At 34.8% G+C, this 22,026-nt stretch carries 22 protein-coding genes; 17 read left to right on the top strand and 5 right to left on the bottom strand.

Going from position 1 to position 22,026, the window contains the following annotated elements:
* Positions 1-10: 10 nt before the first annotated feature.
* From BGI23_RS17405 to BGI23_RS17390, 4 genes are all read left to right on the top strand, one after another.
* Positions 11-1,579: an FMN-binding glutamate synthase family protein gene (locus BGI23_RS17405; RefSeq protein WP_000005198.1), complete on the top strand. Its 1,569-nt coding sequence runs from the start codon at positions 11-13 to the stop codon at positions 1,577-1,579.
* A gap of 290 nt (positions 1,580-1,869) precedes the next feature.
* Positions 1,870-3,348, top strand: a complete 1,479-nt coding sequence (gene putP, locus BGI23_RS17400; protein WP_070806694.1) for a sodium/proline symporter PutP — start codon at positions 1,870-1,872, stop codon at positions 3,346-3,348.
* A gap of 382 nt (positions 3,349-3,730) precedes the next feature.
* Positions 3,731-4,669, top strand: coding sequence for a ring-cleaving dioxygenase (locus tag BGI23_RS17395; protein WP_000412749.1), 939 nt, complete (start codon positions 3,731-3,733; stop codon positions 4,667-4,669).
* A 24-nt stretch (positions 4,670-4,693) separates the two neighbouring features.
* Positions 4,694-5,305, top strand: coding sequence for an alpha/beta hydrolase (locus BGI23_RS17390; protein ID WP_000975439.1), 612 nt, complete (start codon positions 4,694-4,696; stop codon positions 5,303-5,305).
* 55 nt (positions 5,306-5,360) lie between these two features.
* Here BGI23_RS17390 and BGI23_RS17385 read toward each other — a convergent pair whose 3' ends face one another.
* Positions 5,361-6,893, bottom strand: coding sequence for a BA3702 family sensor histidine kinase (locus tag BGI23_RS17385; protein ID WP_048550127.1), 1,533 nt, complete (start codon positions 6,891-6,893; stop codon positions 5,361-5,363).
* A gap of 235 nt (positions 6,894-7,128) precedes the next feature.
* Here BGI23_RS17385 and BGI23_RS17380 point away from each other — a divergent pair, with 235 nt between their 5' ends.
* Positions 7,129-7,500 carry a VOC family protein gene (locus BGI23_RS17380; protein WP_001246942.1) on the top strand — a complete coding sequence of 124 codons (372 nt, stop codon included), beginning with the start codon at positions 7,129-7,131 and terminating at the stop codon, positions 7,498-7,500.
* 20 nt (positions 7,501-7,520) lie between these two features.
* On the opposite strand, the gene BGI23_RS17375 is transcribed toward BGI23_RS17380, so the two are convergent.
* Positions 7,521-8,330 (bottom strand): YitT family protein, encoded by an 810-nt coding sequence (locus BGI23_RS17375; RefSeq protein WP_000251333.1) that lies wholly within the window; start codon positions 8,328-8,330, stop codon positions 7,521-7,523.
* Between the two features lie 144 nt (positions 8,331-8,474).
* Between BGI23_RS17375 and BGI23_RS17370 the strand changes: the two genes are divergently transcribed.
* Genes BGI23_RS17370 through BGI23_RS17360 form a run of 3 tightly spaced genes read left to right on the top strand, consistent with a single transcriptional unit; the run spans position 8,475 to position 10,014 of the window.
* Complete coding sequence (locus tag BGI23_RS17370; RefSeq protein ID WP_070806693.1) at positions 8,475-9,278, top strand: protein phosphatase 2C domain-containing protein; 804 nt, start codon at positions 8,475-8,477, stop codon at positions 9,276-9,278.
* Positions 9,279-9,292: 14 nt separating this feature from the next.
* A complete protein-coding gene (locus BGI23_RS17365) occupies positions 9,293-9,745 on the top strand; it encodes a peptidoglycan recognition protein family protein (protein WP_070806692.1) in 453 nt (150 codons plus the stop codon).
* 17 nt (positions 9,746-9,762) lie between these two features.
* The gene (locus BGI23_RS17360; RefSeq protein WP_001983516.1) at positions 9,763-10,014 is read left to right on the top strand and encodes a DUF2164 domain-containing protein; all 252 of its coding nucleotides are present in this window, start codon (positions 9,763-9,765) and stop codon (positions 10,012-10,014) included.
* A gap of 112 nt (positions 10,015-10,126) precedes the next feature.
* On the opposite strand, the gene BGI23_RS17355 is transcribed toward BGI23_RS17360, so the two are convergent.
* Positions 10,127-10,555 carry a cytidine deaminase gene (locus tag BGI23_RS17355; RefSeq protein WP_001019674.1) on the bottom strand — a complete coding sequence of 143 codons (429 nt, stop codon included), beginning with the start codon at positions 10,553-10,555 and terminating at the stop codon, positions 10,127-10,129.
* A 394-nt stretch (positions 10,556-10,949) separates the two neighbouring features.
* Between BGI23_RS17355 and BGI23_RS17350 the strand changes: the two genes are divergently transcribed.
* A complete protein-coding gene (locus tag BGI23_RS17350) occupies positions 10,950-12,428 on the top strand; it encodes a DUF4822 domain-containing protein (protein WP_070806691.1) in 1,479 nt (492 codons plus the stop codon).
* A 202-nt stretch (positions 12,429-12,630) separates the two neighbouring features.
* Here the strand turns inward: BGI23_RS17350 and BGI23_RS17345 are convergent, their stop codons facing one another.
* Positions 12,631-12,834: a CsbD family protein gene (locus BGI23_RS17345; protein WP_000160412.1), complete on the bottom strand. Its 204-nt coding sequence runs from the start codon at positions 12,832-12,834 to the stop codon at positions 12,631-12,633.
* Positions 12,835-13,005: 171 nt separating this feature from the next.
* A complete protein-coding gene (locus tag BGI23_RS17340) occupies positions 13,006-13,812 on the bottom strand; it encodes a GNAT family N-acetyltransferase (protein ID WP_070806690.1) in 807 nt (268 codons plus the stop codon).
* A gap of 152 nt (positions 13,813-13,964) precedes the next feature.
* Between BGI23_RS17340 and BGI23_RS17335 the strand changes: the two genes are divergently transcribed.
* The 8 genes from BGI23_RS17335 (at position 13,965) to BGI23_RS17300 (ending at position 22,020) form a co-directional block, all read left to right on the top strand.
* Positions 13,965-14,168 carry a hypothetical protein gene (locus BGI23_RS17335; protein ID WP_000810212.1) on the top strand — a complete coding sequence of 68 codons (204 nt, stop codon included), beginning with the start codon at positions 13,965-13,967 and terminating at the stop codon, positions 14,166-14,168.
* 452 nt (positions 14,169-14,620) lie between these two features.
* Positions 14,621-15,409 (top strand): helix-turn-helix domain-containing protein, encoded by a 789-nt coding sequence (locus BGI23_RS17330; RefSeq protein ID WP_000505633.1) that lies wholly within the window; start codon positions 14,621-14,623, stop codon positions 15,407-15,409.
* A gap of 46 nt (positions 15,410-15,455) precedes the next feature.
* On the top strand, positions 15,456-16,307 hold the full coding sequence (locus tag BGI23_RS17325) for an ABC transporter ATP-binding protein (protein ID WP_000067339.1): 852 nt from the start codon (positions 15,456-15,458) through the stop codon (positions 16,305-16,307).
* The gene (locus BGI23_RS17320) at positions 16,308-16,958 is read left to right on the top strand and encodes an ABC-2 transporter permease (RefSeq protein WP_070806689.1); all 651 of its coding nucleotides are present in this window, start codon (positions 16,308-16,310) and stop codon (positions 16,956-16,958) included.
* A gap of 136 nt (positions 16,959-17,094) precedes the next feature.
* Positions 17,095-18,708: a long-chain fatty acid--CoA ligase gene (locus BGI23_RS17315; RefSeq protein WP_070806688.1), complete on the top strand. Its 1,614-nt coding sequence runs from the start codon at positions 17,095-17,097 to the stop codon at positions 18,706-18,708.
* Between the two features lie 123 nt (positions 18,709-18,831).
* Positions 18,832-19,407 carry a biotin transporter BioY gene (locus BGI23_RS17310; protein WP_070806687.1) on the top strand — a complete coding sequence of 192 codons (576 nt, stop codon included), beginning with the start codon at positions 18,832-18,834 and terminating at the stop codon, positions 19,405-19,407.
* Positions 19,408-19,472: 65 nt separating this feature from the next.
* Positions 19,473-20,936: an acyl-CoA synthetase gene (locus BGI23_RS17305; protein ID WP_070806686.1), complete on the top strand. Its 1,464-nt coding sequence runs from the start codon at positions 19,473-19,475 to the stop codon at positions 20,934-20,936.
* Positions 20,929-22,020 carry an acetyl-CoA C-acyltransferase gene (locus BGI23_RS17300; RefSeq protein ID WP_070806685.1) on the top strand — a complete coding sequence of 364 codons (1,092 nt, stop codon included), beginning with the start codon at positions 20,929-20,931 and terminating at the stop codon, positions 22,018-22,020. The genes BGI23_RS17305 and BGI23_RS17300 overlap by 8 nt, the downstream gene beginning before the upstream one ends.
* Positions 22,021-22,026 lie beyond the last annotated feature (6 nt).

Here is a 22,026-nt window from a genome sequence, read left to right as displayed (position 1 = left end):
GGGAAGCGAGATGAGTGAAACGCTACTCGTTATTATTAGTATATTACTATTATTAATGTTGCTTTTAATCGTCTTTTTTATTATCACATTTTTTATAAAAAAACGGACGCATCATTCTATTTTAAAATTACATCCATACTTAGGAAGAATGCGTTACTTACTGGAAAAGATAGGGCCGGAATTCCGACAATATTGGTTTGATCACGATACAGATGGAAAACCTTTTTCACGCTACGATTTTCAAAGTGTTATGTTTTTAGCGAAGTATCGCTCTGAAATACTTGGTTTTGGGTCGAAACGAGATTTTGAAGCATCTGGTTATTATATTGCTAATACGTTGTTTCCGGTATTAACAGAAGAATTAAGTGTGAACGTAACGCAAGAACGTGAAGGGAAAAAGTATGTGATTCATAAAGAAGGATTATTTTCACGGAGAGAAAAATTGACAGCGGATACAACGAATCTTTGGTTATACGAAGAAGACGATGCAATTATCGTCGGCGAAAATTGTAAATATCCGTGGAAACTGTATGGCATGTTTGGGGCATCAGCAACTTCTTACGGTGCGATTGGCGAAAATTATATTTTAGCGAGCGGCTTTGGAGCGAAAATGGCAGGCGGATCGTGGATTAATACTGGTGAAGGTGGCGTTATTCCAGAACATTTACATACAGGGGCGAATATCGTTGCGCAAATTGGTCCAGGACTATTTGGATACCGTGATGAGGACGGGAATTTTTCAATGGAGAAATTTATGGAGAAAGTGAAAGAAAGTAATATTAAAGCATTTGAATTGAAATTTGGGCAAGGTGCGAAAATACGTGGTGGTCATTTAGAGGGGCAAAAAGTAAATGAGAAAATTGCTTCTGTTCGGAATGTACGAGTAGGAGAGACGATTAATTCTCCGAATCGATTTTCATTTTTGAACAATGCGGCAGATACACTTTATTTTATTCAGCGTTTGCAAGAAACTGGCGGGAAACCAATCGGTATGAAAATTGTAATTGGACAGCAGCAGCCGTTGGAAGATTTATTTAAAACGATGAAAGAGTTAAATATCTATCCGGATTTTATTACAATTGACGGTTCAGAAGGTGGATCAGGAGCAACATATAAATCGATGGCAGATAGTATGGGGATGCCGCTTATTCCAGCGTTACTGACATGTATTGATACAGCGAATCAGTATGGTGTTCGTGATAAATTCAAAGTGTTTGCCTCGGGGAAATTAATTACACCAGATAAAGTGGCAATTGCTTTAGCGATTGGTGCAGATGCTGTAAACTCGGCACGTGGTTTTATGATGGCAAGCGGTTGTATTATGGCGCTTCAATGTAATTCTGGCCAATGTCCATCTGGTGTTGCCACGACGAATCCGCACTATCAAAAAGCGTTAGATCCGTATGAGAAGAAGTGGCGAGTTATGAATTATATTATTAGTATGAGATATAGTTTGTTTTCGTTAGCAGCAGCAGCGGGAGTAAAGAGTCCACGTCATTTAAAGAGAGATCATATTGTATTTAAAGATGAGATGGGGCGGATAGTTCCTCTCTCAGAATTGTTTCCTACTAGTAAATAGAAGTAAGCTATGTTTAATAGATTAAAAGTCATACATTTGTATGGCTTATTTTTATTAAAAAAATAGGTGTTTTATTTTCTGAATATTTTTACTTTAATTCTTTTTAAAAACCGGGTAATCCACTGGGATAAAGGCGTTTATGAAGGTTTTCACATGCAGTAAAAAACACCTGTTCACTTGAAAGAACAAAAAATGTTTGTTAAGGTAGGGAACCATAAGCGAAAACAAGAAAATAGAAAAAGTCATTTTTCGAAATTTTGAATGGCTTATGTAACTAAGGGAGAGATTTGGTGAAGATTGAGATTATGGTTTCGCTTGCTATTTATATGGCAGGTATGTTGTATATCGGTTATTGGTCTTATAAGAAGACATCCGATTTATCAGATTATATGTTAGGCGGAAGGGGACTCGGTCCAGCAGTTACAGCTTTATCAGCTGGTGCTTCTGACATGAGTGGTTGGATGCTAATGGGATTACCTGGTGCGATGTATGCGACAGGGTTATCAAGTGTGTGGATTGCGATAGGTTTATTAATAGGTGCTTATGCAAACTATTTAATTCTTGCCCCGCGTTTGCGAACGTATACAGAAGTGGCTAATGATTCAATTACGATTCCAGACTTTTTAGAGAATCGATTTAAAGATCGTACGAAAATACTTCGTTTTGTCTCCGCTATCGTCATTTTAGTATTTTTCACATTTTATGCGTCGGCTGGTTTAGTATCAGGTGGACGTTTGTTTGAAAATTCTTTCAACCTTGATTATAAAATTGGTTTATTTGTAACTGTCGGTGTCGTAGTTGCTTATACACTATTCGGTGGTTTTTTAGCAGTAAGTTGGACCGACTTTGTGCAAGGGTGTATTATGTTTATTGCTCTCGTATTAGTACCAATTGTTGCTTTTACAGATGTCGGTGGTGTAACAGAAACATTCAATACAATTAAGCAAGTGGATGCATCACATTTAGATATGTTTAAAGGGACCACAATTCTTGGTATTATTTCCTTTTTAGCATGGGGCCTTGGGTATTTTGGTCAACCACATATTATTGTCCGCTTTATGGCAATTACCTCTATTAAAGATTTGAAAACTTCTCGTAGAATCGGTATCGGTTGGATGGCGATTTCCATTATAGGTGCAATGCTTACTGGCTTGGTTGGTATCGCCTACTATGCTAAAAATAATGGGACATTACAAGACCCAGAAATGGTCTTTGTAACATTCTCAAACATTTTATTCCATCCGTACATTACTGGGTTTTTATTGTCAGCTATATTAGCTTCTATAATGAGTAGTATTTCCTCGCAATTACTTGTTATTTCAAGTGCAGTAACGGAAGATTTCTATAAAACATTTTTCCGTCGTAACGCAAGTGATAAAGAATTTGTATTTATCGGTAGACTGTCAGTTTTAGTAGTAGCTATGATCGCAGTTGTTTTAGCGTATCATCCAAGTGATACAATTTTAACACTCGTCGGTTATGCTTGGGCAGGATTTGGTTCAGCATTCGGACCTGCCATTTTATTAAGTTTATATTGGAAAAGAACGAACAAATGGGGCGTTCTTGCTGGGATGATTGTTGGTGCAGTAGTTGTAATTACTTGGGTACAAATTCCAAGTTTAAAAGCGACTATGTATGAGATGGTACCTGGATTCTTCTGTAGTTTATTAGCTGTTATTATCGTAAGTTTAGTAACGAAAGAACCAGTTAAAGCAATACATCGTGAATTTAATGAGATGGAAGCAGTGCTGGAAGAAGAAACGAAATGATTTGAAAAGGGAGTAAACGGTGAATAGTGTTTACTCCCTTTTCATTTTAAATGAAATAAGTAACTTGTTGACAAAGAAAAGTAAGTAACTTATAATAAGTGTTAAGTTCGAGGTAAATGATATTCTAAATCACGTTTTATCCCACTTTAATGGGCGGTAAGCCCCCCACTGATTATGGTATTAAAGTGAGTAAATTTTTTGGAAACTATCTTGAAATCGAGATAATTTCGATAAGTTAAACGTTAATGTGTAATTTTATAATTAATATCTCGAATTCGAGATAAAATTATCATGACGGATTTTACTAGGCAGTATGGAAAAAATGAATAATGAATTTTAATGTAAAGCAATTTTTATAATAGAATAAAAAGGAGTGGACGAAATGGAAAAGAAAACAATGGGAATTCATCACATTACAGCAATCGTAGGACATCCACAAGAAAATGTAGATTTTTACGCTGGTGTGTTAGGTTTACGTTTAGTAAAACAAACAGTGAATTTTGATGATCCAGGTACGTACCATCTTTATTTTGGTAATGAAGGAGGAAAACCGGGAACAATTATTACGTTTTTCCCATGGGCAGGTGCTCGTCAAGGAGTTATTGGTGACGGTCAAGTAGGAATCACTTCTTATGTTGTACCAAAAGGGGCAATGCAGTTTTGGGAAAATAGATTAGAAAAATTCGATGTTTCGTATACAAAAATGACTCGATTTGGAGAGCAGTATTTAGAATTTGATGATCCACATGGTTTGCATATAGAATTAGTAGAAAGAGAAGAGGGTGAATTAAATAATTGGACTTTTGGAGAAGTTACGCCAGAAGTAGCAATTAAAGGATTTGGTGGTGCAGTTCTTTTATCAACGCAGCCTCAAAAAACAGCCGAACTGTTAGAGCACGTTATGGGTCTTGAGAAAATTGGGGAAGAGGGCGAATTTGTTCGATTCCGTTCTTCTGCTAATATTGGAAATATTATTGATTTGAGATTATCGACAATTGGTCATGGCCAAATGGGCGTTGGTACAGTGCATCATATTGCTTGGAGAGCGAGTGACGATGCTGATCAGCTAGACTGGAAAGAGCATGTGTCCCGTTTTGGATACCACGTAACTCCTGTACAAGATCGAAATTATTTTAACGCAATTTATTTTAGAGAACACGGTGAAATTTTATTTGAAATTGCAACAGATCCCCCTGGTTTCGCTCATGATGAATCGTTAGAGACGATGGGTGAGGAATTAAAGTTACCGGAACAATATGAAAAACATAGAAAACAGATTGAACAAACGCTTTTACCATTTGAAGTGAGACATTTAGATTAAAGTGATTGAAAGGGGAAAAGGATTATGATGAAACATATTTTTCAAAAAGGAAAAGATACGTCAAAACCAGTATTGCTATTACTTCATGGTACAGGAGGTAATGAATTAGATTTATTACCACTTGCAGAAATAATTGATCCGGAAGCATCTGTATTAAGTGTTAGAGGAAATGTATTAGAAAATGGCATGCCACGTTTCTTCCGTAGATTGGCAGAAGGCATTTTTGATGAAGAAGATTTGATTTTCCGTACGAAGGAATTAAATGAGTTTTTAGATGAAGCTTCAAAAGCATATGAATTTGATAGAAATAACATTGTAGCTATCGGGTATTCAAATGGAGCAAACATTGCGGCAAGCTTATTATTCCATTACGAAAATGCGTTAAAAGGTGCTGTGCTTCATCACCCAATGGTGCCTAGAAGAGGAACACAATTGCCTAATTTAGCTGGGAAATCCGTGTTTATTGCTGCTGGGACAAATGATTCAATTTGTTCATCTTCTGAGTCAGAGGAATTGAAGCTACTATTAGAAAATGCAAACGCTAATGTAACAATGCATTGGGAAAATAGAGGACATCAATTAACGATGGGTGAAGTAGAAAAAGCAAAAGAATGGTATGGAAAAACAGTTCTATAAGTATAAATAATAAAAGAAGCATCTGCTAATCGTTAGCAGATGCTTCTTTTATTATTTAAGACTGGATTGCAAGGTGAGGTGAAGAAAGTGGTAGGTGAATATCAACGACCGTACCTTTATTTAATTCACTTGAAATGTGTAATTTACCATGATGTTCTTCAATTATTTTGTAACACATCATTAATCCTAGCCCTGTGCCTTTTTCTTTTAAACTATAAAACGGTTCGCCTAAACGGGAGATACGATCTTCTGGGATACCGCAACCTTCATCGATGATCCGTATTAAGATGAAATTACCCTCTAATGGTTTTGTTTGGATGAAAATATTTCCGCCATTTGGCATTGCTTCAATCGCATTTTTTAATATATTTATAAAAACTTGTTTTAATTGGTTACCGTCACATTGAATGTCATATACGTAATCAAAATGATCCATAATGATATGAACGCTATGCATAATTGCGGTTGGTAAAATAAATGTAACTACCTCTTCAATTAAAGTTTGTATGTTACAAGTTTGGATTGCTAATACTTGTGGTTTAGACATCGCCATAAATTGACTCGTGATAGATTCCATCTGTGAAATTTCACTTAACATAACATCGATATACCACTTCTGCTCCTCATTTATTTCAGGGAGTAGCAATGTTAGAAAACCTTTTAGAGAAGTGAGTGGATTTCGAATTTCATGAGCAATTCCAGCTGTCAGTTGTCCGACTACGGCGAGCTTTTCAGATTTTCGTAATAACTTTTCCGTTTCCTTTAGCTCAGTAATATCTCTTCCCATTACGATAAGACCTTTACGGGAGCCGTCAGGGTGATAGAGAGGAACCTTCGATATACTTAAGATTAGGTCGAAATCATCTCTATGAATAATAAATTCTTCACCATGAAGAATTTGTCTTTGTTGCCATGCTAATTCATCGACTTCTTCACAATGTAAAAAAGCTTCTCGGTACGCTTCATTATATTGAATGAGTTCACTATCTTTTTTTCCGTGGTAAGGTACATGATGGAAATTGAAGCAAGAAAGTGCGTAGTCATTTGCCTCAAGCCAGCGCCCTTCATGATCTTTAAATATAACAAATGCAGGCATGGAGTTTACTAATGTACGCAACCTCTTCTCACTTTCTTTAAGCTTTTTCTCAATTCTTTCTGATTTTTCAAGAGGCTTCATAATGGCATATACGCCAGTTAGACGATTTTGGACAAAAATAGGAACTAGTTTTGTCACGACGTCTAATAAAAATCCATTTTTATGATAAATAGATAATATATACTCGTGCTGATTATCAGCTTTAGTGTTCTTTATATTTTGTAATACTTGCTCAGAAATATGAGCTTCTAAAATAGAGGTAATGCTTTTTCGTTCTAATTCTGAAGAAGTGTAACCTAGTGTTCTTTCGGCAGAAGGATTAGTGTGTATAATAATTCCTTCTAAATTTAATGAAATAATACCATCAGGGTTGTGTTCGAACAGAGATGCATACATTTCTGTTAATGAACGATCTTGTATATGGTTCCGTAAACGTCTAGAAATGTTCGGATGACGTTTTCTTTGAGTTGATGAATATTTTTTACGACTCATAATAGTTCCTCCGTACAAATAGCATCTAAAAAGATTTGTCTATTCATAACTATAATATAGATGTAATGTGTATTTCTATAAAAAATGGAAGTTATATAATAAATTTTGTTTTCTTTATTTTGGAAAAGTGCGTATAGGGTGGTAATAAGGGGAGCTTATATTGTTTTATAAATCATTTGTAAGTTACAGGAGTAGGTTTTCCTTATAACATTAGGGTAGAAGAGGGGGAGAGAAAATGAGAAATTATATTCAAGGTATCGATCATGTACAAGTAGCTGCGCCTGTAGGGTGTGAAGAAGAAGCGCGAGAGTTTTATAGTAATAAAATTGGTATGGAGGAAATCCCAAAGCCAGAGGAATTAAAGAAGCGCGGTGGGTGCTGGTTTAAGTGTGGAAATCAAGAGATTCATATCGGAGTTGAGCAAAACTTTACCCCAGCTAAAAAGGCACATCCGGCTTTTTATGTTTTAAAAATAGATGAATTTAAACAAGCGTTAATACAGCAAGGCATTGAAGTAATAGATGATCATGCACGACCAGATGTAATTCGATTTTATGTGTCAGATCCGTTCGGAAATCGAATTGAATTTATGGAAAATAAAAACTAGGTGGAAATCCACCTAGTTTTTTAACCTTTTCTAAACAATCCTAATACTTCAACCGTTTCTGTAATGTTAACGAATGCATGAGGGTCAATTTCAGAAATTGTTAATTTCATACTTGCTAATTCTTCACGAGAAACGACTGTCATAAGTACACGTTTCTTTTCGCTAGAATAAGCACCTTCGCCATCAAGTAATGTAATGCCACGTACAACAGTTGAAAGAAGTTGTTTTTTCATTTTTTCTGCTTCATTTGTTACAATCATAAGTGTAACCTTCCGATGTTTCGTATGAATAGCATCAATAACTTTACCAGTTACATAAATCGAAAGTAAGCTTGTAAGAGCAACATCCCAAGTGAAGAAGAATCCTGCAATGATTACAACGACTGCATTTAAAACAATAAGGAATCCGCCAAGTTTAATATCTCTTTTGCGAGACAACAACATACCGATAATATCAAATCCACCAGTTGATCCATTACAGTTAAAAACAAGACCGATACCAGCTCCGGCAATAACACCACCAAAGATAGATGATAAAAGTGGATCTGTTGCTACGACTTTCACTGGAACATAGTATAATGCAACAGATAATACAATCACAGAGATAATCGTGTTAAAAATGACTTTTTTTCCAAGACCTATGTATCCTAAAATAAGGATAGGTAAGTTTAATACAAAGTTAATAATACCTGTGTTTACAGGAGTTACAATCCCTAAAATAATAGCAATTCCGCCAATTCCACTACTTAAAATTTTGTGGGGGATAAGGAAAAGATTAAAGGCAATCGCAATAATAATAGAACCAATAATAACACCAAGAAATCTGACCATCTCTTTCCCGTCCTTCACTGAAAAATTCATATTATTTCAAGATTATATATGATATTGAAAGTTTTGGGTAAAAACAGTTTATTTCGGAAAATTAGATTAATCAAAAGAATTTGAGTATTTTATCATTTGGAAGGGGATACAGTTATGAAGATAAAAACATATCAACAGAAAAGCCCGTTGAAGCAAGAATGTGAGGATTCTTATTTTTGTAATGAAGAAAAAAAGATTTATGGTGTATGTGACGGCGCAACACCACTTGTCCCGTTTCGTGATGAAAAGGGACATAATGGAGCATACATCGCTTCACATTTATTTGCAAGTTATTTTAATTCATTTCGCGAAAATCATAGTTTACAAGTTGCTGTTGCAAAAGCAAATGAAGCATTGCAAAGAAAAATGTTAGCATATGGAGTAGATACGAGAAAGAAAGAGCATTTGTGGTGCACATGTATCGCGGCAGTCCAAATAGTTGGTGAGAAAATTGAATATGCACAATTAGGGGACTGTATGATTGTTGCAATACTTCAAAATGGAACGATGCAAGTATTAACGAAAGACACGGTCGAAGGAATTAGTAAACGAGCAAAAAAGAAAAGAGAAGAAGATCGTAAAGAAGGGGTATCTGTACCAGAAGAACATGTTTTTCAAGATGTGCGAGAACAGTTAAAATATAATCGTTATCTTGCAAATATGCAGGGGGGGTATTCCGTTGCAAATGGAATGAAAGAAGCGATTCATTATTTACAGCATGGGGAATTACATATAGATGAAGTAAGCGGGGTTTTTATTTGTTCAGACGGATTATTCCACCCAGATTGGTCACTCGAACAAACTGTTGCATATATAAGAAAGAATAGTATAAATGAATATGTAGCAATTATTGAAGAACTAGAAGGGGAAAAGAGAATAAGACCAGATGATAAAACAATGATGATGATTGATTTTTAAGGGAGGATGTTCAAATGGAAATTAAATGTGTTAATTTAACATTTCAAGATGAATTAGTTCCTTTAGAAAAAGTAAATAAACTGATTATCCACCACACATCCGAAGATGGATGGGATGTGTATCAAACACATGAATTTCATCAAAAAGTAAGAGGGTGGAGCGGGATTGGTTATAATTATTTTATCGAAGCAGATGGAACTGTAGTCGAAGGACGTGGTTTACATATTGGAGCGCATGCGAAAGATAATAATAGAGATACAATTGGAATATGTATGACGGGTAATTTTGATAAATATGATCCAACTACCGCACAAATGAATGCATTATATTCTTTATGTAAAATGTTTATGAAGCAGTTTGCTATAAAGAAAGAAAATATACTCGGTCATAGAGAGCTAGAAGGAGTTACAAAAACTTGCCCTGGAAAGCGTTTTTCTATGGTAGAGTTAAGAAACGTACTATCCTAAATATAGAGGAGTAATAAATGATGATGAATATAAAAATACCAAATGATAAAAAAGAAGAGCTAGTAGCACAAATTCAGCAATTTTTCGTTGAGGAAGATTTAGATGAAATTGGACGCTTCCAAGCAGAGCGTTTAATAGAAGAAATGATTAAATTAGTAGGACCATTTGCATACAATCAAGCGATTGGAGATGCTAGAAAGCTTGTAACAGAGAAATTATCTAATATTGAAGAAGATTTGTATGTGTTAGAAAAAAGTGAAGGGAAGTAAACTTCCGTCAATTATAAAATAAGTGTTATGTCACGGCCTTTTTCGATGTTTTATTTGGAAAAGGCCGTGACATTTTTTTATTGTCATCAGGAAAATAATGAAACTTATTCCTCTATCTCGTACTCCATTCTTTTGCCATTTCATCATGATATGCTTCTGTCCAATGATATGGTTGCAACTCTTTTAAAGGTTTAAAAATAATATCTTGTTTAGCATTTGTAATCGCACACTGTACTTCTGGTCCCCAATAAAATAAACGTTCTTGGCATACACCACAAGGCGAGAGTACCTTTAATTCAGAATGCTCATTTTCTCTCGCAAGACAAATAGAATGTGTAACTTTCTTTTGAAATTTATGAGCTTCTAAAATTGCACCTGTTTCCATACAAAGTTCTGTTGAAGCATTTATTACGCCTGGAGCAACACTTGTATAAATTGTTCCATCTTCTACACGAATCGCTGCGGCTCCACCCCAATCGTTTGGATATCTTTGTTCAATTAACTGTTTCACCACATCATATAATTGTTGCTCAATATTCAATTTCTTTTCCTCATTTCTGCCCAAATTCAGGTTTGTTATTTCGAAATATTCTTTCTTTTATCATAATAGCATAAACAAAAAAATGGAATGAACATTTAATTTCAAGCCATCTTTTTGCCAAAAGGAACGTTTTTTTATAAAAAGATTGAGATTAAAAATATATAATCTTAATTTTATCTTTTTTTAATAATTTGTTTATGGGCAATTTATAGTTGTTATTTATAATTCCTATATATAGCAGCTATGGATACTACGAAAAAAACTTTGGAGGTGTAACACTTTGTATCCAATTAGCTGTAATGAAAATTTAAAACATGAATTGCTCACATAGAGTCTTCTTTTGGAAGAAAAGTGGTGTAATTATTTGTTAAATTAAGGAAGGGATTAGAAAACTATGAATAAAACAATTTTAAAAACATGTATCATATCAGCAGTTCTAGGTGGAGTTCTATTAACTGAAAAAAATGGAGAAGTAAAAGCAGAAGAGATTACACCAAAAACGAATCATACTGGTGTATTTAAAGATGTTCCAAAGGGGCACTGGGCATATGAGGCGATTCAGCAATTAACAGACGAGAAAATCATTTTCGGCTATGATGATGGAAGATTTGGTTTTGGAGATAACGTAACACGCGAACAGGTTGCAGCTTTACTATATCGTTATTTTAATTTGGCAGAAGACAAAAATTATCAGAACCCATATGGAGACGTAAGTGAAGATTCGACAAGTTATATAAAGGAAATTTTGTCTTTAACAGAAATGGGCGTTTTTAAGGGTGATGAACATGGGAACTTTAGACCGAAGGCATCCTTAACACGTGTAGAAATGGCACAAGTTCTTACAAATGCTTTTCATTTAAAGGCAAAGAGTGATCACACTTTTACTGACGTTTCAACGAACTCATGGGCAAGAAATGCAATTAGTGCTGTTCAAACAAATAATATTGCAAAAGGAGTAGGAGGAGGAAAATTTGCTCCAAGTATGGATGTGACGCGTGAACAGTACGCACAATTTTTATACAATGCAATACAAGAAACTGATCAAACTAAACAAACGAAAGGGCAACTACTAGCTAGCATACTTGGTGAAACAAATTGGCAAGGGACAAAAGTCTATGACAAAGATCATAATGATGTAACGAAAGAAAATCAAAATTTCATCGGGCTTGCAAAATATGATGCTAAAATGGCAAGGTATGAATTTTTTAATGCAAAGACAGGAGAGAGTCGTAATGATAGCGGTACCTTTTTTATAACGAATGATGGAAAGAAAAGAGTGTTAATTTCTGAAACGCAAAATTATCAAGCAGTTGTTGAATTGACGCAATTAGATAAGGAGAAATTTACATATAAAAGAATGGGGAAAGATGTAAAAGGGAACGATGTAGAGGTGTTTGTTGAACATATTCCGTACCATGAAAAAGAACTTTCTTTCACGCGGCCTGATAAAAATTTAGAAAGTTCGACAGGTAAAATAGTTAAAGATGTTGATGGAGATGAAATTTTATCTAGTACACTATGGAACGGAACGGTGGTATTAGACGACCAAGGTAATGATGTAACAAAATATAACTCAAACTTAATCAGTCTAGCAAAATACGATAAAAATACAAATAAATACGAGTTTTTCAATGTGAATACAGGAGAAAGTCGTGGGGACTACGGTTTCTTTGATGTTGTACATGGTAATAAAATAAGGGCTCACGCTTCGTTAGGAAATAATAAATATGGTGCGGTCCTTGAACTTACAGAGTTAAATAAAGAGAAATTTACGTATACAAGAATCGGGAAAGATGCGAATGGAAAAGATATAAAAATCTTTGTTGAGCACGAACCGTATACAGGTGACCTAAAACCAAATTTCACAAAGTAAGTCTTTACTGTAGCAAAGGCATTATGTTAGAAAATGTTAGTAAGGAAAAGCTTAAGGGTTGGGTAATTAAAATAGTTATTTATAGACAAATAGATGCCTTGAGGCATCTATTTGTCGTTTTAAAATGATTTTTTATGGGTGCAATTTCTCTTTTCTCAAATCTAGTAACTTACTACTTGCACAACCATACATTTTCGTTTTTTTATTTATTTTCTTTATATTCATTAACTTTCTTTTTTACATTACCGACAGTATCTTTAGCAGTGCCTTTTACCTTATCCCATTTTCCTTCAGCTTGTAATTTCTTATTGTCAGTTACTTTCCCGACAACTTCTTTTACTTCGCCTTTTACTTTATCAATAGCACCTTCTACTTTTTCTTTTAAACCATGATCATGTTTAGTCATACATTTCTCCTCCTTGTAGTTTGATTAGAATTCTCTTTTCATATTGCAAGTTGAATGATGTATCTAGCAATAGCGTAACAGATTTAGTTTGAATATTCAAATGATTAATAGAGTTGAAAAGGAATTGTCATAAAGTGTATAAAGTTGTAATGAGAAGAGAAAGAATGTTAATTATATGTTTTTGGCGGTCCAGATTGATTTTGTATAAGCGATCTTCATATGGGCACGTTCCATATTATTTTGACTGCTGCTACCGAATCTTGCTTGTCCGACTATTAAATGACAATTGGATTCAATAGCTGTCTCAATTCGCTTTTGAATTAAGGCAGTATGACAGCCTTTACGCTGAAATTCTGGCAAAGTAGCAGAAGCAGCTAATGATGCGACACCCTTATTTATATACAGGACACCAATGCCCGCAGGAATGTTTTGAACTTCAGCTATGAAAAAATGCCATCCTGGTTTATCGTAGAGAATTTCGTTATTTTGGCGCACACCATCTTTTGTAAAGGATGGCATGTTAAATCCACGTACATATATGTCTGCAAAAACATCAAACTCATTTTCTTTTAATTTGCGTACTGAAATGTTAGAAGGAACAAGGGACGGATCTTCTCGCGGTGTACTATATAAAGCGGTATGGAAGCTAGATTGATAAAAACCTTTTTCAGATAAGTATTGAAATAATTCAGCTGTACCTTGCGCTGGCGTAATTTCAAAACGACAAGGGATTTGTAGTGATTGATAATAAGAGATGATTTCATCTATCTGAGTTGTATTTGTAATACCTTTTATCGTATTAAAAGCAGGACCAGCAATTACTTTTGATGAAAAGGCGGTGGCACTTCCGAATTGTTCTATTTGTACTTGCATTGGATTTTCTTTTATCGCTTGTAGTGCCTCTAATCTAGAAGAAAGCATATGTATTTCTGCGTTTTCAATTTCTTGTGCGGTATTGATTGTCATAATTGTACTCATGAGATTCCCCCGTCAATAAATATATTTCATAGTACATATACGATGTTTGTTCTGAGATTCCTGTTGAAATGTAAGAGAATAAGGCGTTTTTTGGAAGGGAAATGGAAGTGAACTGTCGAAGGGAGTAGAAACAGATTAAAGGTGGTGCTCTCATGAAACAGAAAGACGTGCAGACATGCTCTAATTGTGGTTCTCAAAATATAGGAGAAGGTGAGTTTGTCGGTTATGCACAAATACGGAAAAAGGAGACGATGTTCACATCTTCACCAGTAGATGCTTATATTTGTACAGATTGCGGGAATGTCCTTTTATTAAAAGTACGACATTATGAAAAGTTTAAGCAGAAGCCGTTATGATTATTAAAAAGTGTTTTTATTAGGGAAGTTAATAGGAGAAATATTTTACATATATATGAATATGCCTTATATAAAGAGATAACAAAATATACTGTGTGGGATGCTTATTAATCGTTGCACAACGTACAAAAATGTATAGAAGAAATTGTGAATTAATTGAGATAGAAAATTAGCCATTCTGGAAATATTTCATATCGAAAACTCCTTTAAATAAATAAAGGAGTTTTTATTTTTTTGGGTAACAATAATTACCTTTAATTGTTATAATTGGTTATTGAGATGGGAGGTTTTTATTCACACCATAATCATAAAAGAAAACTAGCTAAATTATATAGAAAACCGCTATATAACACATTCGCAACCGTAAGTTGACAAAGTGCAACCGCAGGAAGATAGAGACAAGGGCAATGTTTACATACAATTTAGGTAAGAAAACAAAGGGGGACACACATATGGGATTTGGTGAAAAGCTTTTTAAATTAAGAAAGGGAAAGGGCCTTTCTCAAGAAGCATTAGCTGAAAAATTAAATACAACAAGGCAAGCGGTTAGTAAATGGGAAAACGGTCAAGGTTTTCCTGAAACTGAAAAGTTAATAATGATTGGAAATGTTTTTGAAGTATCACTCGACTATTTATTAAAAGAAACTGCAGAGAAAAGTAATGAAAATATGGATGGCTATTACGTAAGTCAGGAAATGGCAGAAGGGTATATAGTGTACGGACAAAAAATTTCTAAATATATAGCGCTAGGGTTTAGTTTGCTCATTTTATCTACAATACCGTATTTATTATTTAAAGAAAATGTAACAATGTCTATGTTCCTTGTCATCATTATTGCTGTCCTTGGTATTGGAGCAATGATGGTACCTGTAATGATAGAAGAGAGTCGATACAATGTATTAAAAAAGGAAGAATTATTATTTGATCAAAACTTTCTAAAAGAATTGACAAAAAGATATGCAATTATTAAGAAAAAGTATGCTGTAGTAATAATCGTTGGATTTTGTTTTATAGCAGCAGGAGCGCTACCTTTTTTATTTGAGAAAAAGCATATCACTTCAGGAGAATTAGTCCAGTATCACCCTTATTGTGTTGTACTTATTGCTATTGGAGTTTATCTTTTTGTTCGTGTGTTAGGAGTATTAGAGGCGTATCGAATTTTAGTAGAAAATAAAGAATATAGTAATCGTCTTATTTTTAAACTGAAAAAGAAAGTGAGAGAAAAGGTGGATAATTTTTAATAGGAGAAAACATATTTTTATTAAAAGTTAAGATAGGAGTGTAATGATGTCAAATCTTCTAGAAATTGAAAATCTAAGTAAATCATTTGGAAATAAAGTTGTTTTAAGAGATGTTTCTTTCAATGTGCCGTCTGGATCAATTGTTGGATTCATTGGTAACAATGGAGCTGGAAAATCAACAACCTTTAAAACAGTATTACAATTAATTTCTAAAGATAATGGTACAGTAAAAATATTTGGTAAAGAAAATATAAATAAAGATGCCAAGATTAAGGAAAAGATAGGAGTCGTATTTGATGCTATGAATCTCCCGGCTCATCTTACAATAAAACAACTAAATAAAGTTTTTGAAAAGATGTTTGAATCTTGGGATAGAGAAAATTTTTACCGATTAGTTCATTCTTTCTCTTTACCTACTAATGAGAAAGTAGGTAAATTCTCGCGTGGAATGTCAATGAAACTAACTATAGCTGTTGCGCTGTCACATAATGCAAAATTATTAATCCTAGATGAAGCGACGGGAGGTCTCGATCCTTCATCTAGGGAGCAGGTATTAGAGGAGTTAAAAAGTTTTGTGAGTAAAAGTAATGGTGGTATACTACTTTCTTCTCATATTATGAGTGATGTAGAAAAAATAGCTAGCCATCTTATCATTATAAAAGATGGAGAAATTTTATTGAATGAAGAAAAGAATAAGGTTTTGAACAATTATGCCATTGTAGATGTTGATGAGGAACAACTAACTTTAATTAACAAAGATATAGTTGTGGTGAAAAGGAATAATGGCTCTTATTTCAATGTACTTGTATCAGATGTGCATAAACTACCAAATGGGATCGCTCATAGAACCATTTCAATAGAAGAAATAAGTGTTTTATTAACAAGGAGTGAAAAATAAATGAAAGGTTTATTATTGACAAACTATTATCTAGTGTATCGAACTTTCTTTACGTTCATGGGAATAGCGATATTAGGATCGGGATTTGTTTTTTATTTTGGTAATGCTTCAATGTACCGTTTAATTGCTACATTCATTATCTTATTTGCTGCAATTCCTGCACTTGAAGTTATTAAATATGAGAGTAAGTCAGGTTATGAAAAATATGTACTTACTTTACCGGTTACTAGAAATAACATTGTACAAAGTCATTACCTTTTCTATTTTTTAGTTGTAATTATTGGTACTTTATTGTCGTATGGCATATTTTATATACATAGTTTCGTTTCAGATACACCAATTGATGATGGGATATGTAAGAGTGTTTCTTTAGGGACGTTCATCATCCTTAATGCCGGAGCAATAGCCTACCCACTTCTCTATGTTTTTGGAGCAGAAAAATCTGATGCTATTACAATTGGAGGCGCATGCGGGGGACTTGTTACTTATTTTGGATTACAAAGTGTAATTGGCTATCTAATAGAACAATTTCCAATATTAAATTTAAATTCATCTTTATACGTTTCCATTTTATATACGATATTTGGCGTTATCATATATATCTTTTCTTTTGTTATTTCGGTATTTATATATCGTAAGAAGGAATTTTAGTATATCTTCTCTTAGTATTTTCTGAATTATTTCCAAAGAAATAATTCAGAAAATACAGAAAAATGTCGTAATTATTTGTAGAAGTCTGTTATAATAAACGAAAAATGAAAGCGTTTTAAAGGGGGATATAATCAATATGATGATGAATGTACCGCTAACAATTAGTTCTATGATGGAAAGAGCAGAAAAATTGTTTTCAAAGAAAGAAATTGTTTCACGGACACATGATACAGTTACGACGTTAACATATAAGCTGTTAGGTGAAAGGACGAGAAGGCTTTCCAGTGCGTTGAAAAAATTAGGAATTAAAGAAGGCGAGCGTATAGGAACGTTAGCGTGGAATCATCATCGACATGTGGAAGCGTATTTTGCTATTCCTGGTGTTGCTTCCGTTTTACACACAATTAATATTCGTTTATCTCCTCAACATATTTCATACATTATTCAGCACGCAGAAGATCGAATTCTACTTATTGATGAAGATTTTGTACCACTTGTTGAAAAAATTCAATCTGAATTATCAACTGTACAAGCCTACATTATTATGACTGATAAAGATGAACTTCCAAATACTATGCTAGAACCTGTATATCATTATGAAAAGCTATTAGAAGAAGGCGATCCAAATTTCCAATTTGTAAAAGATATTGATGAAAATACACCTGCTGGTATGTGTTATACGTCAGCGACTACAGGAAATCCAAAAGGTGTTGTATATACGCATCGTAGTACTGTACTGCATTGTATGGCACTCGGTTTAGCGGATACAGCTGCTTTATCGGAAAGTGACGCGGCGATGGCAATTGTACCGATGTTCCATGTGAATGCTTGGGGACTTCCGTTCGCTGCTACTTGGTTTGGATCAAAACAAGTTCTTCCAGGACCGATGTTTACGCCGAAAATTTTATTAGAAATGATTCAAGCTGAAAAAGTGACGTTAGCTGCTGGTGTGCCGACAATTTGGCTTGGTGTATTACAAGAGTTAGAAAATAATAGTTATGATTTATCTAGTATGACGAGAATACTATGCGGTGGTGCAGCTGCACCGAAAAGTGTTATTAAAGCATTTGAACAGAAACATAATGTTCCGTTCATCCATGCATATGGTATGACCGAAACAAGCCCACTCGTAACACTTGCACGTTTAAAAAGTTATGAAACAGAATTATCGTATGAAGAGCAATTAGAAATTAGATCAAAGCAAGGGTATCTTGTCCCTGGTGTAGAAATGAAAGTAGTCGGTACAAATGGTGAAGTGAAGTGGGATAGTACGGAGATGGGAGAGCTATGTTTACGAGCACCATGGATCGCTGCAAGCTATTATAACGATGAGCGTACTGTCGAAGGTTTTCGCGATGGGTGGTTATATACTGGTGATGTTGTCACAGTGGACGAGGAAGGCTGCGTGAAAATTGTTGACCGTACGAAAGATGTGATTAAAAGTGGAGGCGAGTGGATTTCTTCAGTAGACCTTGAAAATGCTTTAATGGCACATGATGCTATATTTGAAGCAGCTGTCGTTGCTGTTCCTCATCCGCAGTGGCAAGAGCGCCCTGTTGCGTGTGTCGTTCAAAAGAAAAATAGTACAGTTACGAAAGAGGAAATATATGAGTTTTTAAAACCACAGTTTGCGAAGTGGTGGTTACCAGACGATATTGTATTTATGGAAGAAATACCGAAAACATCTGTTGGGAAGTTTTTAAAACAAGCGCTTCGGAAAGAACTTGAGCATTTGCATAGAGAGAAATAAGTGAATTTTTATTTGTAAACTTAAATGAATTGGAGGTTGACAAAAGAAAGACGGAAAGATAATATAATTTCTGTGATATGTTATCTAAAAGTAATTTTAGGTTTACAAATAGGAGAAGCAAATATGAATACAAAAAACTTAGTTTTCGTCGCTTTATTTAGTTCTATTATGGGAGTGTTAGGGTTAATACCTCCAATTGCTCTTTCTATTACACCAGTTCCAATTACATTACAATCACTTGGTGTTATGCTTGCTGGTGGATTGTTAGGATCACGTCTTGGTGCATTAAGCCAGCTTATTTTCTTACTTATTGTAGGAGTTGGAGCGCCATTACTTGCTGGTGGACGTGGTGGCTTTGGCGTATTTGTTGGGCCAAGTGCAGGATATTTACTTGGTTATATCGTTGGAGCATTTGTCATTGGTTACTTAATTGAGCGTTTACGTGAAGTTTCTATTATAAAAGTATTATGCATTAATATAATTGGTGGTATTTTCGTAGTTTATGTATTTGGTATTATTGTACAAGCTTTCGTAATGGATGTTTCTATATGGCAGACGATGAAAGTAAGTGTCGCATTTTTACCAGGGGATTGCATAAAAGCAATTATAGCAGCAATTCTTGTAACGAAATTACATCGTTCATTGAAACATATTATTACGCCTGCTCTAAAGAATGGGAAATATACAAATGCGGGATAAGAAAGAGAAGAAACACGTTTATTGCGTGTTTCTTTTTAGTATTTTGTAAAGAAAGGACATCTCATATGGGAATAACAAAAGAATATAAAAAACATGCCTCTTTACAACCGAATAAAATAGCAATAAAGGAAAATGATCGAGTTTTAACATATAAAGAGTGGTTTGAGTCAGTGTATAAAGTAGCAAACTGGTTGAATGAAAAAGAATCGAAGAATAAAACGATAGCGATTGTATTAGAAAATCGTATAGAGTTTTTACAACTATTCGCGGGTGCTGCTATGGCCGGATGGGTTTGTGTGCCACTAGATATAAAGTGGAAACAAGATGAGCTCAAAGAAAGAAGTGCAATTAGTAATCCGGATATGATTGTGACAGAGAGATATAAGTTAAATGATTTACCGGATGAAGAAGGAAGAGTAATTGAAATTGATGAGTGGAAAAGGATGATTGAGAAATATCTTCCTACATATTTCCCTATAGAGAATGTACAAAATGCTCCTTTTTATATGGGATTCACATCAGGATCGACTGGGAAAGCAAAAGCGTTTTTACGTGCGCAACAATCGTGGCTTCATAGTTTTGATTGTAATGTACATGACTTTCATATGAAAAGAGAGGATTCGATTTTAATAGCTGGGACGCTCGTTCATTCTCTTTTCTTATACGGGGCAATAAGCGCATTATATGTAGGACAAACGGTTCACATTATGAGAAAGTTTATTCCAAATCAAGTACTAGATAAGTTAGAAACTGAAAATATATCAGTTATGTATACAGTTCCGACAATGCTTGAATCTTTATATAAAGAAAACAGAGTAATAGAAAATGAAATGAAAATTATTTCGTCAGGAGCCAAATGGGAAGCTGAAGCGAAAGAAAAAATAAAGAGTATATTCCCTAATGCGAAAAAATACGAATTTTACGGTGCATCGGAGTTAAGCTTTGTAACAGCGCTAGTTGATGAAGAGAGTAATAGAAGGCCAAATTCAGTAGGGAAATCTTGCCACAATGTGCAAGTGCGAATATGTAATGAAGCAGGAGAAGAAGTACAGAAAGGTGAGATAGGAACTGTTTATGTGAAAAGTGATCAGTTTTTTATGGGATACATATTAGATGGGATTTTAATTCCAGAGTTGACTGCAGATGGCTGGATGACAGTGCGAGATGTAGGTTATGAAGATGAAGAAGGATTTATTTATATTGTCGGTAGAGAGAAGAATATGATTTTATTTGGAGGAATTAATATTTTCCCAGAAGAAATAGAAAGCGTATTACATGAACATCCAGCTGTTGATGAAATAGTTGTAATTGGTGTGGAAGATAGTTACTGGGGTGAAAAACCTGTCGCGATTGTAAAAGGAAGTGCTACGAGGCAACAATTAAAGAGTTTTTGCTTACAACGATTATCCTCTTTTAAAATACCGAAAGAATGGTATTTTGTAGATGAAATACCGTATACAAATAGCGGGAAAATCGCTCGTATGGAAGCAAAAAGTATCATTGAAAATCAGGAGAAAATATATGAATAGAGCAGTTGTTGTAGAAGCGAAAAGGACACCTATTGGTAAGAAGAATGGGATGTTAAAAGACTATGAAGTTCAGCAATTAGCAGCGCCGCTTCTTACATTTTTAAGTAAAGGAATGGAGAGAGCAATAGACGATGTCATATTAGGGAATGTTGTTGGGCCAGGAGGGAATGTTGCGAGATTATCTGCTTTAGAAGCAGGGCTTAGTCATCATATTCCGGGTGTAACGATTGACCGGCAATGTGGTGCCGGATTGGAAGCGATTCGCACCGCATGTCATTTCATTCAAGGGGGGGCCGGTAAGTGCTATATCGCCGGAGGAGTAGAGAGTACAAGTGTGTCACCTTTTCAAAATAGGGCGCGATTTTCACCAGAAACAATTGGCGATCCTAATATGGGAGTAGCGGCTGAATATGTTGCAGAACGTTATAACATCACGAGAGAAATGCAAGATGAGTATGCTTGCCTCAGTTATAAACGAACACTGCAAGCATTAGAAAAAGGATATATACATGATGAAATATTGTCTTTTCATGGATTATTAGATGAATCTATAAAGCCAGAAATGAATTATGAACGAATGATTAAAAGAACTAAACCCGCATTTCTACAAAATGGTACAGTAACGGCAGGTAATTCGTGTGGTGTCAATGATGGGGCATGTGCTGTTCTTGTAATGGAAGAGGGGCAAGCTCGAAAATTAGGATATAAGCCTGTCCTTCGTTTCGTTCGTAGTGCTGTAGTTGGAGTAGACCCAAATCTTCCGGGGACTGGTCCGATATTTGCGGTGAACAAATTATTAAACGAAAGGAATATGAAAGTAGAGGACATCAATTATTTTGAAATAAATGAAGCATTCGCCTCAAAAGTTGTAGCTTGTGCAAAGGAGTTACAAATTCCGTATGAAAAATTAAATGTAAATGGTGGTGCAATTGCGCTCGGTCATCCGTACGGTGCATCTGGGGCTATGCTTGTAACGCGCTTGTTTTATCAGGCGAAACGAGAGCGTATGAAATACGGAATCGCGACGTTAGGAATAGGGGGCGGGATAGGTCTTGCACTATTATTTGAGAAAGTAGAAGACTAGAAAGGA

The organism is Bacillus sp. ABP14 (assembly GCF_001831375.1).
Lineage (GTDB): Bacteria > Bacillota > Bacilli > Bacillales > Bacillaceae_G > Bacillus_A > Bacillus_A paranthracis.
Note: the sequence above shows the minus strand (reverse complement) of the source record. Positions and strands in the feature narration are given on the sequence as shown.